This window comes from Sandaracinaceae bacterium (assembly GCA_016706685.1).
Lineage (GTDB): Bacteria > Myxococcota_A > Polyangia > Polyangiales > Houyiibacteriaceae > JADJJE01.
In genome coordinates, this window is sequence record JADJJE010000011.1 from 341,589 (window position 1) to 356,919 (window position 15,331).

At 68.3% G+C, this 15,331-nt stretch carries 13 protein-coding genes and 1 tRNA gene; 9 read left to right on the forward strand and 5 right to left on the reverse strand.

The features are described from left to right. Positions 1 to 24: 24 nt before the first annotated feature. Both IPI43_14845 and IPI43_14850 read right to left on the reverse strand, forming a co-directional pair. Complete coding sequence (locus tag IPI43_14845; GenBank protein ID MBK7775383.1) at positions 25 to 1,383, reverse strand: TIGR04551 family protein; 1,359 nt, start codon at positions 1,381 to 1,383, stop codon at positions 25 to 27. Positions 1,384 to 1,558: 175 nt separating this feature from the next. Then, the gene (locus IPI43_14850; protein MBK7775384.1) at positions 1,559 to 1,870 is read right to left on the reverse strand and encodes a hypothetical protein; all 312 of its coding nucleotides are present in this window, start codon (positions 1,868 to 1,870) and stop codon (positions 1,559 to 1,561) included. Positions 1,871 to 2,060: 190 nt separating this feature from the next. On the opposite strand from IPI43_14850, the gene IPI43_14855 reads away from it, so the two are divergent. From IPI43_14855 to IPI43_14895, 9 genes are all read left to right on the forward strand, one after another. Further along, positions 2,061 to 3,713, forward strand: a complete 1,653-nt coding sequence (locus IPI43_14855; GenBank protein MBK7775385.1) for a ribonuclease J — start codon at positions 2,061 to 2,063, stop codon at positions 3,711 to 3,713. Continuing rightward, positions 3,713 to 5,035, forward strand: coding sequence for a hypothetical protein (locus tag IPI43_14860; GenBank protein MBK7775386.1), 1,323 nt, complete (start codon positions 3,713 to 3,715; stop codon positions 5,033 to 5,035). The genes IPI43_14855 and IPI43_14860 overlap by 1 nt, the downstream gene beginning before the upstream one ends. A gap of 38 nt (positions 5,036 to 5,073) precedes the next feature. Beyond that, entirely contained in the window at positions 5,074 to 5,526 is a 453-nt protein-coding gene (locus IPI43_14865) for a cytidine/deoxycytidylate deaminase family protein (protein ID MBK7775387.1), read from the forward strand. Between the two features lie 109 nt (positions 5,527 to 5,635). Next, positions 5,636 to 6,961 carry a trigger factor gene (gene tig / locus IPI43_14870; GenBank protein ID MBK7775388.1) on the forward strand — a complete coding sequence of 442 codons (1,326 nt, stop codon included), beginning with the start codon at positions 5,636 to 5,638 and terminating at the stop codon, positions 6,959 to 6,961. After that, positions 6,958 to 7,563: an ATP-dependent Clp endopeptidase proteolytic subunit ClpP gene (gene clpP / locus IPI43_14875; GenBank protein MBK7775389.1), complete on the forward strand. Its 606-nt coding sequence runs from the start codon at positions 6,958 to 6,960 to the stop codon at positions 7,561 to 7,563. Before tig ends, clpP begins: the two co-directional genes overlap by 4 nt. Before the next feature lie 126 nt (positions 7,564 to 7,689). Beyond that, the gene (gene clpX / locus IPI43_14880) at positions 7,690 to 8,940 is read left to right on the forward strand and encodes an ATP-dependent Clp protease ATP-binding subunit ClpX (protein ID MBK7775390.1); all 1,251 of its coding nucleotides are present in this window, start codon (positions 7,690 to 7,692) and stop codon (positions 8,938 to 8,940) included. Positions 8,941 to 8,980: 40 nt separating this feature from the next. Beyond that, a complete protein-coding gene (gene lon / locus IPI43_14885) occupies positions 8,981 to 11,659 on the forward strand; it encodes an endopeptidase La (GenBank protein ID MBK7775391.1) in 2,679 nt (892 codons plus the stop codon). Positions 11,660 to 11,730: 71 nt separating this feature from the next. Next, positions 11,731 to 11,806 (forward strand) — tRNA-Val (locus IPI43_14890). Positions 11,807 to 11,951: 145 nt separating this feature from the next. Further along, entirely contained in the window at positions 11,952 to 12,689 is a 738-nt protein-coding gene (locus IPI43_14895; GenBank protein MBK7775392.1) for a hypothetical protein, read from the forward strand. A 315-nt stretch (positions 12,690 to 13,004) separates the two neighbouring features. Here IPI43_14895 and IPI43_14900 read toward each other — a convergent pair whose 3' ends face one another. The 3 genes from IPI43_14900 to IPI43_14910 all read right to left on the reverse strand — a co-directional run bounded on the left by IPI43_14900 (position 13,005) and on the right by IPI43_14910 (position 15,320). Then, the gene (locus IPI43_14900; protein ID MBK7775393.1) at positions 13,005 to 13,454 is read right to left on the reverse strand and encodes a hypothetical protein; all 450 of its coding nucleotides are present in this window, start codon (positions 13,452 to 13,454) and stop codon (positions 13,005 to 13,007) included. Further along, the gene (locus tag IPI43_14905) at positions 13,447 to 13,725 is read right to left on the reverse strand and encodes a hypothetical protein (protein MBK7775394.1); all 279 of its coding nucleotides are present in this window, start codon (positions 13,723 to 13,725) and stop codon (positions 13,447 to 13,449) included. Before IPI43_14905 ends, IPI43_14900 begins: the two co-directional genes overlap by 8 nt. 602 nt (positions 13,726 to 14,327) lie before the next feature. Continuing rightward, complete coding sequence (locus IPI43_14910) at positions 14,328 to 15,320, reverse strand: DUF2804 domain-containing protein (protein MBK7775395.1); 993 nt, start codon at positions 15,318 to 15,320, stop codon at positions 14,328 to 14,330. Between the last annotated feature and the right edge of the window lie 11 nt (positions 15,321 to 15,331).

Here is a 15,331-nt window from a genome sequence, read left to right on the forward strand (position 1 = left end):
CCACAGGCCGCGCCGCGGAAGGCGTCAGTACTCGACGCCCAGCACCAGGCGCAGGGTCTGCGCGTTGCCCACGCCGAGGCCCGTCTCCTTGAGGCCCGCCATGGGGAACAAGATGCCGTAGTGGAACGCGGCGTAGAAGCCGTCGGTGAGGCCCGGACCGTCTTCGCTGCGGTAGTACACCGAGGCGTTCAGCTCGAGGCCGAGGGTGTTGGCCCCGCGGTCGCCGTACTCGCGGATCTGCGAGTTGCGGTTGGCGCGGCTGTAAATGACGTCCACGCGTGCGCCGAGGCGCTGGCCGAAGGCGGTACGCACGATGTCGTAGGAGAGGCCGGGGCGCAGGTACCACACGCCGCCCACGTTCCCGAGGATGTTGCGGAACAGGATGAGGTCGATGCGGTAGTTCGGGTGGAAGCCGAAGTGCGTGAGCTGGTCGTTGCCGTCCTCCTGCCGGTACGTGTTCTCGCGGCCGGAGATGCCGCGCACCTGCGAGTCGCCCGTGCCGAGGCCCGTGTCCACGTAGATGCCGAGGGCGTCGTCCAGCAGGCGGTACTCACCCTGGAAGGCGAAGCCGAACGAGAGGATGCGGTAGTCATCGTCGTCGTCCGTGCTGTTCGTGATGTTGCCAATGCTGCCGATGTTGAGCGCAGCCTCGAGCTCGAGCCGCAGGTCGCCCCACATGAACTGCGCCCAGACGTCCGGGGTGGCCTGACGCGCGTTGCGGCGCACCAAGTCCACCAGAGGCGCGCCGGCGTCCACGGTGCTGAGTTCGATGGCCTCGGACGAGAGACGCTGCGTGCGGTAGAGGAAGTAGATGCCCGCGTTCAGCACCCAGTCCCCGTTGGCGAGGCGCTCTTCCTGCTCTTCCTCGCTGAGGCGGTATGCCGCGAGGAACGAGAACTGGCGGATGTCGTCCGCGCCCGTGAAGTCGAACGGCACGGCGCGCAGGCTCGTGAGGGGGCTCATCACGATGCCCTCGCCCGCAAAGTCGTACGAAGCGCCAAAGAACAGGTCGCTGTAGCGCGTGATGGCCTGGACGCGGTCGATCTCCGAGGAGTAGTCGTCGTCGAGCCCGTCGCCCGCGTTGTAGAGCATCCCGAGGCCCCACTCGTGCGCCATGCGGCCGAAGCGAAGCTGACCGAGCGCGCGGTTGGTGACCTCGGCCCATGCACGGCGGACATAGATGCTGTCGCGGAAGGCATCCCCCGCGGACGTGGAGCTGACCCCACCCGAACCCATGTCGATGGTGTCTTCGAGGTCTTCCTCGGAACCGACCGCGACGCGGTCGGGCGAGCTGCCGAGGGTCACGTTGTCGAGCACGTCGATGGTCATGTGCACGCGCACGTCGTCGGACAGCGCCAAGGTGGGCTGGAGGCGAACGCGCATGTTGGCGCCGCGGATGCGGTCACCTCTGCCGCAGGTCGACGTCCCTTCACGGCAGTCACCGATGACGCTGGCCTCACTGCCCCCGGCACCCACAGCGAGAACGGCCAGTCGTTCCGGTGGTCCAGGAAGAAGTTGTCCATCAGCTCGCCGCGCACGCGCAGGTAGCCGTGCAGGCTCAGCACGCTCTGAGGAGAGGTCCATGCCGCACGCGTGGGATCGCTGCTGGGAGCGGCGCCATCGAGCAGCGACTGGTCGTCGCCCGGGGCCGCCTCGTCCAGGGGATCGCCCTCGGGGGCCGTGCCGGCTCTTCCTCCTCATCGAGCGGACCCGGGTCCAGCTCCTCCTCCTCGTCGAGCTCCTCTTCGTCGAGTTCTTCCTCGTCGACGGCGGGCTCCTCCTCCTCCTCCCACTCCTCCTCTTCCTCGTCCCACTCTTCTTCGTCTTCCAGCTCCTCCTCGTCCTCGAGGTCGTCAGCGGGGTCCGCCAAGCGAGGGGCAGGGGTGCGTTGCGCCAAGCTCACGCTGGCCGGGGCGGCGACGAGCGCGAGAGTAGTGACGATGGACAGCAGGGTATGGCGTCGCATAGGGTGCCCGCACGTAGCATGCTGACTCCGAGCCGGTCAATCCCGGGCCCCATCGGTTGACCGCGCGCGGGACCTGGTGCAAGTCGCTGCGATCATGGCACCCGGTACCCTTCGCTTCATTCCCCTCGGCGGCCTCGGTGAGATCGGCATGAACTGCATGGTCATCGAGTGCGAGGGGCGCGCGGTGGTCCTGGACTGCGGCGTCACGTTCCCCTCGAAGGAGCCGGGCGTGGACATCATCCACCCCGACTTCGGGTACATCGAGACCATTCGGGACCGGCTGGACGCCGTGCTGATCACGCACGCCCACGAGGACCACATCGGCGCCCTGCCCTTCCTGCTGCCGTTGATCCCCAGGGTCCCCGTCTACGGACCGCCCTACGCGCTTCGTCATATTGCGCGGCGCCTCGAGGAGCACGGCCAGAAGGCCGACCTGCGCCCCACCCGGGCCGGCCAGTCGTTCGGCGTGGGCCCCTTCGAGGTGGAGCCCCTGCGGGTGAACCACTCCATCCCGGACGCCACCGGGCTGATTCTGCGCACCCCGGCCGGCGTGGTGGTGCACAGCGGGGACTTCAAGATCGAGCGCGACCCGGTGGACAACCTGGCCTTCGACGCCGAGCGCCTGCGCCGGGCGGGCGACGCGGGCGTGCGGCTGCTGCTGAGCGACTCCACCAACGTGGACGTGGAAGGCCGCGCCGGCGAAGAGCGCGAGGTGGTGAACGCGCTCGACGAGATCGTGCGGGATGCCAAGCAGCGCGTCTGCGTGGCGGTCTTCGCCAGTAACGTGCACCGCCTGAACGCGGTCATCCGGGCCGCCAAGAAGCACCGCCGCAAGATCTGCCTGCTGGGGCGCAGCTTGGACAACCACGCCGCCATCTCGCGCGAGCTGGGCTTCATTCCGCCGGCCGACGCGCTGTTCGTCTCTGCCGAGATGGCGCGCTCGGTGCCACGCAGCGAGCTCGTCGTGGTGGCCACCGGCACGCAGGGCGAGGCCGCCGCCGCGCTGGGCCGCATCGCGCGGGGCGACCATCGGCACCTCACGCTCGAGGCGGGCGACCAGGTGGTGCTGAGCTCACGCGTGATCCCGGGCCACGAGCAGAGCGTGTTCGACCTGATCAACAGCCTCGAGCGCCAGGGCGTCATCGTGCACCACCGGCGCAGCCACAAGGGCGTGCACGTGTCGGGGCACGCCTGCCGCGAGGAGCAGCGCGAGCTGCTGGACCTGGTGCGGCCGCGCGCGTTCCTGCCGGTGCACGGCACGCGCTATCACCTGCGCCTGCATGCCGAGCTGGCCCAGGCCGCGGGCGTGCAAGAGACGCTGGTGGTGGAGAACGGCAGCATCGCCGAGCTGGACGCCGAGGGCTTCCGCGAGGCCGGCCACGTGCGCTCGGGCCGCGTGTACCGCGAGCGCGGGCGCGCCGTGGACCCCGCCGTGTTGAGCGACCGCGAGCTGATGGCGTCGCTCGGCCTGGTGCTGGCCAGCCTGCCGGTGGGCGACGACGGCGAGCTGCTCGGGCCGCCGAAGGTGGTCTCGCGAGGCCTGTATGCGCACGGCGACAAGGCAGGAGACGCCATGATGCTGCGCGCGGCCCGCTTCGTGGACGACGAGATCGAGCGCTACGACGCCGTCGGCATCGAGGCCCTCGAAGACCAGGCGAGGCGCTCCCTGAAGCGCTTCTTCAACCGTGAGCTGGGCAAGAAGCCCTTGGTGATGGCCACCGCGGTGGCCGTGGAGCTGGAAGCGTGATGCGCGAAGCAACCCTCCTGATCGCGCTCGCGCTGTGGACCGCGGGCTGCCAGCCGGGCCGCCCACCTGCGCAGGCCGGCGAGGAACAGACGGCAGCGCAGACGACGCCCGGCAGCGACGAGCTGGCGGGCACCTCCCGCCTGCCCACGGCCCAGGAGCGCGCCATCATCCGCGGCCTCATGGACGACGCGGCCTCCGTGCGCAGCCTGCCGTTCCTGCAAGAGGTGCCCGCCGAGATCCAGGACGAGGCCCGCATCCGCGCCTTCGTGGAAGCGGACATCGACCCTGTCGAGCTGCGCGAGGCGCGTGACCTCTACACGTCGCTCGGCCTGCTGCCCACGGACGTGGACCTCGAGGCGCTGCTGCTGGAGGTGCTGGGCGAGCAGATCGTGGGCTACTACGACCCGAAGGGGCAGCGCCTGGTGGTGCGCGACGACGTGATGCGCTCGCTCGCGCGCAGCTCGGTGGACGAGGCGCGCGTGGTGCTGGTGCACGAGCTGGTGCACGCCCTCCAGGACCAGCACCTGCGGCTGGGTGTGCTCAACGAGCTCGAGCGCGACTCCGACGCGGAGAACGCCTACCACGCGCTGGTGGAGGGCGACGCCACGCTGGCGATGGTGGCCTACGTGCTCAGCTCGCAGGGCACGCAGCTGCGCGACATCACCGACGACCCGCAGCTGCTGCAGCGCTTCTTCGAGAGCGGCGCCCCCACCAGCGGAGCGGACGCGCTGGACCGCGCCCCGGCCATCTTGCGGGTGACGTTGATGGCGCCCTACACGCGCGGCGCGCTGTTCTGCGGCGACCGTCACCGCCTGGGTGGCTGGCGCTCGGTGGACGGCGCCCACGCGCTGTTGCCCATCAGCACCGAGCAGGTGCTGCACCCCGAGAAGTACCAGGCGGGCGAGCTGCCCGACGTGGTGCCGCTGCCCACGGGACGCGCGCTCGAGGCGCTGGGGTTCGTGCGCACCATCGAGGACACGTTGGGCGAGCTGGAGCTGTCCATCTACCTGGCGCAGGGCACCAGTAGCGACCAGGACCTCGCGGCCGCCGCGGGCTGGTCGGGTGACCGCCTGGCCATCTACTCGCGCGCCGATGCGCCCTCCGCCGCCGTGTGGTGGACGTCCTGGGACACCGAGGCGGACGCACGCGAGGCCGAGCAGGCGGCCGAGCGCGCCGGCGCCGAAGCCGAGGGCAGCGTGGTGCTGCGACACGGGCGCGCGGTGATGATCCTGCGCCAGGTGCCCACGCTCGCCAGCGCCGAGCTGACCGCCCGCTTCACGGAGTTCGCGCGGGCCCTGCCGGCCGGCCCTCCCCACCGCTGAGCGATCCCTCGGCGAGGGAGTGTGATAGATCCCCGGCCATGAGCCGTCGTTCTTGGGATCAGTACTTCATGGCCATCGCCCGCGAGGTGTCCACGCGCGCCACGTGCGACCGCAAGCACGTGGGCGCCGTCATCGTGCGCGACAAGACCATCCTCTCCACCGGCTACAACGGCTCCATGCGCGGCCTGCCGCACTGCGACGAGGTGGGCCACATGATGGAGGACGGCCACTGCGTGCGAACGCTGCACGCCGAGAACAACGCCATCATCGCGTCCGCCAAGAACGGCGTGGGCATCGACGGCGCCACCATCTACGTGACCGCCAGCCCCTGCTGGAACTGCTTCAAGGCCATCTGCAACGCCGGCCTCGTGCGCGTGGTGTTCGGCGAGTTCTACCGGGACGAGCGCATCTTCGAGACCGCCAAGACCCTGGGCATGGAGCTGGTGCAGCTCAGCCCCGAAGCCGACGAATCTGGGGCGCCACCCGCTTGACCCGTCCCGAGGCGGAGGGTAGGAACCCCGACCCGCCGACCGCGCGACGCTGAACGTCGCTGCTGCATGCGTCGCGTCCGTTTTCTTTCCGTAGGAGCCCGTTCGAACGATGAAGTCCCAGGTCAGCGAGATCAGCCCAGTGCTCGTCGAGGTCAAGGTCGAGGTCCCCTGGGACACGGTCAAAGAGGACCTGGACAAGACGTTCCAGCTCGTCAGCCGGGAGGCCAAGGTCAAGGGCTTCCGCCCCGGCAAGGTGCCGCCCGCCCTCGTGCGCAAGCTCTTCGGGCCCCGCGTGCACGCCGACGTGGCCGCCAACCTGGTGAGCCGCTCGCTCATCAAGGCCGTGGAGGAGCACAAGCTCCAGCTCTGCGGCGAGCCCGACTACGGCGACATGAAGGAGATCACCACGGGTGAGCCCTTCGCCTTCGCGGCCAAGCTGGAGGTGCGCCCCACCATCAACGCCGTCGCGTTCGACAAGCTGGAGGTCTACAAGGAAGAGACCGCCGTGACCGACGCCGAGGTGGACGAAGAGGTGGAGCGCCGCCGCAAGTGGGCCATCGAGTACAGCGCCCCCGAGCCCATGCGCCCGGCCAAGAACGACGACCGCCTGGGCGTGTCGTACTCGGTCACGGTGGACGGCGAGGTCGAGGCCGCGTTCTCGAACGACGACAACGAGATCGTGCTCGGCGCCGAGGGCCTGCTCAAGGAGTTCCAGGACGGCCTGGTGGGCAAGCAGCCGGGTGATGACGTCACGCTCTCCATCGCGTACCCCGAGGAGCACACCAACGAGAAGCTCAAGGGCAAGACCGCCATCTTCTCGGTGAAGGTGCTGCGCGTGGAGGAGCCGCACCTGCCCGAGCTCACCGACGAGTGGGCCAAGGAGCACGACTTCCAGACCATGACCGAGCTCCGCGCCGGCCTGCGCAAGCAGCTGGAAGAGACGCGCAACAAGCGCGCCCGCAACGACGTGCGCGACCAGCTGGTGGAGGCGCTCGTCGCTCGTAACGCCATCGAGGTTCCGCCGTCCATGGTCAAGCAGCAAGAGCAGGCCATGGTCTACGAGTTCGCGCAGTTCCTGCAGTACGCAGGCGGCATGGGTCAGAACGGCCTGCCCGAGAACTTCTTCGACGACTTGAAGGAGCGCGCCGCCAAGCGCGTTCGCGGTGGCCTGCTGCTGAGCGCCATCTCGCGGTTGGAGAACGTGAAGGTCGAGAAGGCCGACGTGGACGCGAAGTTCGCCGAGCTGGCCGAGAAGACCGGCAAGCACGTGGCCAAGGTCCGCGCCGAGTACCAGGGCGAGAAGCTGGACCAGCTCGAGAACGAAATCTTGAATGACAAGCTGCTCTCGCTGTTGGAAGCGAAGGCGACCGTCAAGAAGGGCAAGCGCCCGGAGCCCGAGAAGAGCGCGGCCAGCGCAGAGAGTGAGCCTGCATGAGCGAGCGGATCCGTGAGCAAGCCGTCTGGGTCTACGAGAACACGCACCGCGGCGAGCGCCAGTGGGACATCTGGAGCCGGCTTCTCAAGGACCGCATCGTGTTCCTGGGCACCGAGGTCAACGACGTCGTCGCGAACCTGATCATCGCGCAGATGTTGTTCCTCGAGAGCGAGGATCCCGACAAGGAGATCACGCTCTACGTGAACAGCCCAGGCGGCAGCATCACGGCCGGCATGGCCATCTACGACACCATGCAGTACGTCCGCTGCCCCGTGGCCACCGTGTGCCTCGGGCAGGCAGCCTCCATGGGCGCCTGGCTCCTGGCGGCCGGTGAGCCGGGCCTGCGCCGGGCCCTCCCCAACAGCCGCATCATGATCCACCAGCCGCTCGGCGGGTTCCGCGGCCAGGCCACGGACATCGAGATCCACGCGCGCCAGATCCTGGCCCTCAAGGCCCAAATGACCGAGATCCTTGCGCATCACACGGGCAAGACCTTCGAGGTCATCCGCGAGGACACTGAGCGCGACCGCTACCTCTCGGCCGAAGAGGCCAAGACCTACGGGCTGATCGACCACGTCATCGCCCCGCGCAAGACCATCTAGGCCACCCGGGGCCCCCTGGCTGCGCTCTCGACATCGTCGGCACGCAGCACTAGACTCGACTATCAATGGGAACCACTCCCTTAACCCCTCGGACAGCGAATAGCGCTAACGACAAGTGAGGACTGGGTGCCCAGGCACGACGACGGACACGGAAATCTCCAATGCTCCTTCTGCGGAAAGTCGCAGAAGGAGGTCAAGAAGCTCATCGCTGGACCCACCGTCTACATCTGCGACGAGTGCATCGGGCTGTGCAACGACATCATCGCCGAGGAGGTAGACCGCGAGGACTCGCTGCAGTCCGGCGCGCCGCTGCCGAAGCCCGCGGAGATCAAGGCGGTGCTCGACGAGTACGTCATCGGGCAGGACCGCGCGAAGAAGATCCTCTCCGTAGCGGTGCACAACCACTACAAGCGCATCGACTCGAAGGTCACCGGCGACGACGTCGAGCTGCAGAAGAGCAACATCCTGCTGCTGGGCCCCACGGGCAGCGGTAAGACGCTCTTGGCGCAGACGCTGGCGCGCATCCTGAACGTGCCGTTCGCCATCGCCGACGCCACCACGCTCACCGAAGCGGGCTACGTGGGCGAAGATGTGGAGAACATCATCGTTCAGCTGCTGCAGAACGCCGACCACGACGTGGAGCGCGCGCAGCGGGGCATCGTGTACATCGACGAGATCGACAAGGTGGCGCGCAAGGGCGACAACCCGTCCATCACGCGTGACGTGTCGGGCGAGGGTGTGCAGCAGGCGCTCCTCAAGATCATCGAGGGCACGGTGGCCAACGTGCCGCCCAAGGGTGGCCGCAAGCACCCGCAGCAGGACTTCCTGCAGATCGACACCAGCAACATCCTCTTCATCTGCGGTGGTGCGTTCGTGGGCCTCGACCAGGTCATCGAGCGCCGCATCGGCGAGAAGACGCTGGGCTTCGGCGCCGACATCCCGTCGCAGAAGGACAAGAAGATTGGCGAGCTGCTGGCTCAGGTGCAGCCGGAAGACTTGCTCAAGGCCGGCCTCATCCCGGAGTTCATCGGTCGCTTGCCGGTCATCGCCACCCTGCACGAGCTCAACGAGGAAGCGCTCATCGACATCCTCACGCGGCCGCGCAACGCCCTGGTCAAGCAGTACCAGCGCCTGTTCGAGATGGACGGCGTGAAGGTCAAGTTCACCGACGGTGCCCTGCGCGCCATCGCCAAGAGCGCGCTCGACCGCAAGGCCGGCGCGCGTGGCCTGCGGGCCATCACCGAGCACGCCATGCTCGACATCATGTACGAGATCCCCTCGCAGCCGAACATCAAGGAAGTGGTCGTGAACGAGGACGTCGTGCTGAAGGGCGAGAAGCCCCTGATTGTGTACAGCAAAGAGGCCAAGCCCGCGTGAAGGTGCCTCGTTGCTCCCTCGTTCCCGCGGGTAGGCCCTGATGTTCTTCCACAAAAACAACGACGACGAGAAGCGCAACGAGGGGCGGTCCAACCCGCGGGTGGTCCCGCTGCTCCCCCTGCGAGACATCATCGTCTTCCCGCACATGGTGGTCACGCTCTTCGTGGGGCGTGAGAAGTCCATCAACGCGCTGGAAGAGGCCATGGGCCACGAGAAGGAAATCCTGCTCGCCGCCCAGCGCAAGGCCAAGACCAACGACCCGCTGCCCGAGGACATCTACGCGGTGGGCACCGTGGGCGTCATCATCCAGCTGCTGCGCCTGCCGGACGGCACCGTGAAGGTGCTGGTGGAGGGCAAGCGCCGCGCCCAGATCGCACGCTTCGTGCCCAACGAAGAGTTCCTGCTGTGCGAGGTAGACGTCGTCGAAGAGCCGGCCGTGGACCCGGTGGCCGTCGAGGCGCTGGTGCGCTCCGTGCACCGCACCTTCGAGCAGTACGTGAAGCTCAACAAGCGCATCACGCCGGAGACGGTGGTCACCGTGCAGACCATCGAAGACGCGTCGCAGCTGGCCGACACCATCGTGGGTCACCTGCAGAGCATCAAGCTGGCGGACCGCCAGGAGATGCTGGAGACCAGCGACCCGCTCAAGCGCCTCGAGCGCCTCTACGAGCTGATGAACGCGGAGATCGAGATCCTCCAGGTGGAGAAGAAGATCCGGACCCGCGTCAAGAAGCAGATGGAGAAGTCCCAGAAGGAGTACTACCTCAACGAGCAGATGCAGGCGATTCAGAAGGAGCTCGGCGAGAAGGACGAGTTCAAGTCCGAGATCCAAGAGATCGAGGAGCGCCTGAAGACCAAGAAGCTCACCAAGGAGGCTCTCGGCCGCGTCAAGAAGGAGCTCAAGAAGCTCAAGATGATGCAGCCCATGAGCGCCGAGGCCACGGTGGTGCGCAACTACATCGACTGGATCCTGGCGCTGCCCTGGTTCGAGCGCTCCGAAGAGAACTACGACATCGCGCACGCCGAGCGCATCCTGGACGAGGACCACTACGGTCTGCAGAAGCCCAAGGAGCGCATCCTCGAGTACCTCGCCGTGCAGGCGCTGGTGAAGAAGCTCAAGGGGCCCGTGCTGTGCCTGGTGGGTCCGCCCGGCGTGGGCAAGACCTCGCTCGCCCGCTCCATCGCGCGGGCCACGGGGCGTGAGTTCACGCGCCTGTCGCTCGGCGGCGTGCGCGACGAAGCCGAGATCCGCGGCCACCGCCGCACGTACATCGGCGCCCTGCCCGGCCGCCTGATCCAGTCGCTCCGCAAGGTGGGCGCCAACAACCCGGTGTTCCTGCTGGACGAGATCGACAAGATGTCGAGCGACTTCCGCGGCGACCCGGCGTCGGCCCTGCTCGAGGTGCTGGACCCCGAGCAGAACAGCACGTTCAACGACCACTTCCTGGACCTCGACTACGACCTCTCGGACGTGATGTTCATCACCACGGCCAACTCGCTGAGCGGCATCCCCCTGCCGCTGCGTGACCGCATGGAGATCCTGGAGCTCAGCGGCTACACGGAGTTCGAGAAGCTGAACATCGCGGTGCGCTACCTGGTGCCGCGTCAGCTCGAGGCCGCGGGCCTGGGCGACGTGGACGTGGAGATCACCGAGAACGCCATCCGCACGGTCATCCACCACTACACGCGCGAGAGCGGCGTGCGCAACCTGGAGCGTGAGCTGGGCAGCATCTGCCGCAAGATCGCGCGCCAGGTCTTGAAGGACCGCCAGGTGGAAGAGCGCGCTGCGGACGACGCCGCTGAGACGGGCGAGCCGAGCAGCGTACAAGACGGCGTGGCCGTGGTGCTGAACGTCAACGCCACCAGCGCGGCCGACGCGGCGGTGGGCACCGACGACGCGCAGCTCAGCGACAAGCCGGCAGGTGATGCCCCCGAGGCCGACGAAGCCCACACTGAGGCGCGCTACCGCGTGGTGGCCCGTCAGGTGCCGCGCTACCTGGGCGTGCCCAAGTTCGCGGGCGACAAGACGTCGGACAAGGACCTCATCGGTCTGACCAACGGGCTCTCGGTCAGCAGCTACGGCGGCAGCGTGCTCGAGTGCGAGGCGGCCGTGGTGCCGGGCAAGGGCAAGCTGGTCATCACCGGCCTGCTCGAGAAGGGCATGCAGGAGTCCGCGCAGGCGGCCATGAGCTACATCCGCTCGCGGCAGAAGCTGCTGGGCTTGGAAGAAGACTTCCACACCAACCTCGACTTCCACGTGCACTTCCCGGAGTTCGTGCAGAAGGACGGGCCCAGCGCCGGCATCACCATGGCCACCAGCTTGGCCAGCGCGCTGCTCAAGATCCCCGTGCGCCGCAACGTGGCCATGACGGGCGAGATCACGCTGCGTGGGCGCGTCATGCCCATCGGCGGGCTCAAAGAGAAGATGCTCGCGGCTCACCGCGCGGGCATCGACACCATCTTGGTGCCCGCCGAGAACCGCAAGGACCTGGGCGAGATCCCGCGCCGCGTGCTGAACGCCATGCGCGTGGTCCTGGTGGAGCACATGGACGAGGTGCTGCGCGAGGCCCTCGTGCTGCACGACCCCGACGCCATCTTCGGGCTCAACCGGGTGCGCCCGCTCGAGTACCGCAACGGCAAGCTGCTGGGCCCGGACGACGACCTGCCCGCCCCCGGCACGCCGGTGGCCAACGTGGCGCCTCCGGGCGCGCAGCAGTAGGTCGGCGCCACGGTCGCGACGAGAACCCCCCTGGCGCAAGTCGGGGGGAGGCCTCATACCTGGGGCCACATGCGGGCTTAGCTCAGTTGGTAGAGCATCGCCTTTACATGGCGAGTGTCTCCGGTTCGAGCCCGGAAGCCCGTACCAATCTGGAAACCCTGCCTCGTGGCAGGTTGCATGGCGCGCCTCTCGGGGCGCGTTTTGCATTTGGGGGAGGCGCTCTTCACGGGCTCGCTTGGCCACTCGCCCCCCCACGGTTGAAGCACGGCACATCGCGCCCTACACTTTGCGCATGAGTGACTGGGCATTGGACCTCAGCGGAGAAGCGCGCTGGGACGCCGGGACGGGCGTCTACCGGCGGCGCGACCTTGCGCGGGTGGAAGCCCTGGACTCCCAGATTCGTGGCGTGCTCGAGCGTCGCGTTCGCTTGGTGTACACGCCACTGCTGGCCGCACAGACGAAGCTAGCGTTCCAAGAATTGCTGCTGACCGTGCTCCCTGAGTACATCAAGACGGCCCATGCGATTGAGGTGCTGGCGGACGAGCACGGGCTCAGCCTCCAGGTGGGCGACACGCACGCCAGCGGCTTCCGTGTCCACATCGAGGCCATTGGCGGGGCCTCGTTGCTCGAGGAGCTGGAGTTCGCGCAGGAGACCATCGACGACTCCCTCGAGCTCGCGCGGGGGTTCGCTCCCCTCGAAGACCAACACGCTGCGGTGGACAGCAGCTTGGCCCAGCGACACCAGATGAGCGTCCTCATTCACGGCATCTGTTGCGAGTGCCTCGAGCCTAGCGTCGCCACTCTCGCCACTCCGCAGGCGCTTCAGGCAGCTTCAGACCTCGCCGCGAAGGCCGCGTTCGAGGCCTACTATGCCGCCCGGGAAGCGGAGCACCTCCGCTTCGGCGATCCGTCCACTCGCGGAAGCGAGGCCGCGCTCGTGCACGACGCGGCCGACGAACTCGATGAGATTGCGCTCGAAGGGGAGCCCGCACTCCGTTGGCTGAGAGATCCAACCGCGTACTCAAGCTGACGCGGCGCGTGATGCTGCAGCTGACGCAGCTGCAGAAGGAAAACCGTCCGGACTGGCTGCGGGTGTCACGCGAGGTCGAACTCCTGCGCGTAGCCATCGCGCTCCCGTGGCCGCTGGACCGGGGGACGAGCCGCCTGTCGGCGGGTATTACGAACGGACCGCTCGGAACGACCTGGGCCATTCGCTACATGGCCTCGGACGAATTCCTCGTGGTGCGCTCGATTGGCAGGCTTGGGACTCCTCCGGTGGGTGGGGGGACACGGAGTCCCGCGACGCGCGCCGCCTAGACCCTCGAGCGTGGAAACCGCGCGGGCCTCACACGGTCTTCAGGAAGTCCGGCAGGTGCTCCTTCATCTCGGCCACGGCGGTGGCCAGCGCCTCTTCGCTCATGCCGCGGGTGAGGGTCCAGCTGGCGAGGCCTCCCTCGCCCACGCGCAGCTGGGCGCGGCGGTCCACGTGCACCACCAGGCTGGGCACGTTGGCCAGGTCCATGACCTCTAGGATCTCCGCGGGGTCGAGCGCGGCCACGTCGCCGAAGCCCAGCTGCAGCCGCCGGCGAACCGCGGCGAACGAGACGGCGGTGCGGGCCTCGGCCAGCGCGCGGATGGCGCGGTCGAGGGCGTGGGTGGCGGCCTCGGCGGTGTCGTCGCCCTCGGTGAACAGCGCGGCGCCCAGCTTCTGGGCTTGGCGCACGCTCTCGGCGGAGCGCGCCAGGCACGCGTCGAAGTCGTGGACGTCGGGGCGCGGGTCGAGGGGGTCACGCATTGCGCGAGGCTAGCATCCCCTCTTCGTTGTCGTTGTCGTTGTCGTTGTCGTTGTCGTTGTCGTTGACGGCGACGGCGACGGCGACGGCGACGGCGACGGACACCCGCGTCGCCAACGAGACGACCTTGGTCACCATGGAGACCGAGAGCGCCGAGACGCCAACATCGAGCTTGGCCGCACACGGTGGATCTCCAAAGGGAGCGCCGTCGCCGTCGCCGTCGCCGTCGCCGTCGCCGTCGCCGTCTAACGACTCATCACAAGGTCGGCCCATGGTCACCGGAGCCGGCCCAAGGACCCTGGCCGACTCTCGCTGGTCCGGAAGCGGCTTGTATCAAGGCACTTGGGCGCCCCGGCTTGAAAGCCGGGGCAGCGGGACCTTCGCCTGGCTTCGGGGACAAGTCCTCCCTCCAAGGGAGGACTCAGCCTCGGAAGCGGGTAAAGTGTTGAGCCTCGAGATCATCCGCTGGGCGAGATCCGAGCTGCTTACTCATCGATTAGTCGTTCTAAGGCGGGTGGGTTTGGCAAGTCACGACCAACCATGAGGCCTTCGAGGCCTCGACGGGCCCCAAACCCTCCACAGCCAGCCACCTCGAGGCTCCTCTAGTCCACCCAAGCTGGAGTCCTCCCTCGGAGGGAGGACTTGTCCCCGGAGCGAGGCCCAGGACCCGCTGCCCCGGCTTTTCAAGCCGGGGCGCCAAAAGTGCCTTGAAATAAGGCCCAGAACGGAACCTGCAGAATCCACTCGGCCTCGGACTGCCCCGACGAACTTGTGATGAGTCGATAGCCGTCGCCGTCGCCGTCAACGCCCACGCTCACGTGGACACAGCGCCCTCTGCGCCGCCCGGGTTGCGGATGACCAGCGCCGTCAGGGCTTCACCACTTGTTCTCGGCCTGCTCCGCCCACCCCACCAGCCCATCCACCGAGTGCCGCACCCCCGCGCTGTCACTCATCCACCCGCGCCACGTCCCGAACGCCTGGTGCACCTCCGACCCGAGCAGCCCCAGGTTCATCCCGGCGTGCCGCACGTGGAACGGCGTGAGCGTCACGTCCAAGCGCTCGCCCTGCATGCTCCACGGCCGGTCCCACGCGCGGGTGTCGTAGCGCCACGCCACCTCGTCGGGCAGGTAGCTCATCACGCCGTCCACGAAGAGCGCGTTCTCGGTGGCCCCCGTGCCCTCGGTCCACTTGGCGCCCAGCTGGAGCCCGATGCGCTTGCCGGCCACCACGCCGCTGCCCGCGGCCCAGTTCCACACGATGTGGTGGGGCCAGATGCCGCGGCCTCGGTCGAGCACGGCCCAGGACTCGCCGGCGGGGATGGCGTGCGTGACCCCGTCCACGCGCAGCACGCCTGAAACAGGGCGCGCGGGGGCCTTCACGGTGTACTGGAACTGCCGCTCGCTCCACGGCACCACCACGCCCAGCATGTCGCCGGCCGCGTCCACGAAGGCCTCCACCTCCACGCCGCCGATGCGCGCGGAGAGCTGCGTGCCGGCCGCGTCCTCGCGGAAGTCCACGCGCACCCCCGGTGCCCTGCCCCACGCGTGCAGCGGCGGCAGCGTGTCCGGCAGCACGGCGCCCAGGCCCAGGGGCGCGATCATGGGCTGCGAGCGCTCCACGCCCGTGCGCCGGTCCAGCACGAAGCACTCGTGCAGCGCCAGGTAGTCCAGGCTCGAGAGCGTGAGCCCGATGACGTGCGTGGGCGTGATCAGGCCCCAGTACTCCCAGCGCTTCGTCCGCCCCCAGCCACGCAGGTTGGGACGATGCAGCGGGCGCCGTGTGTGCCCGCGCGCAGCCGGGTCGAGGGCGCCGTTGGGCAGGCAGAGGTCGACGGGCTGCGTGAGCTCGGGGTTGGTGCGCGTGGCCATCCCCCCGAGCC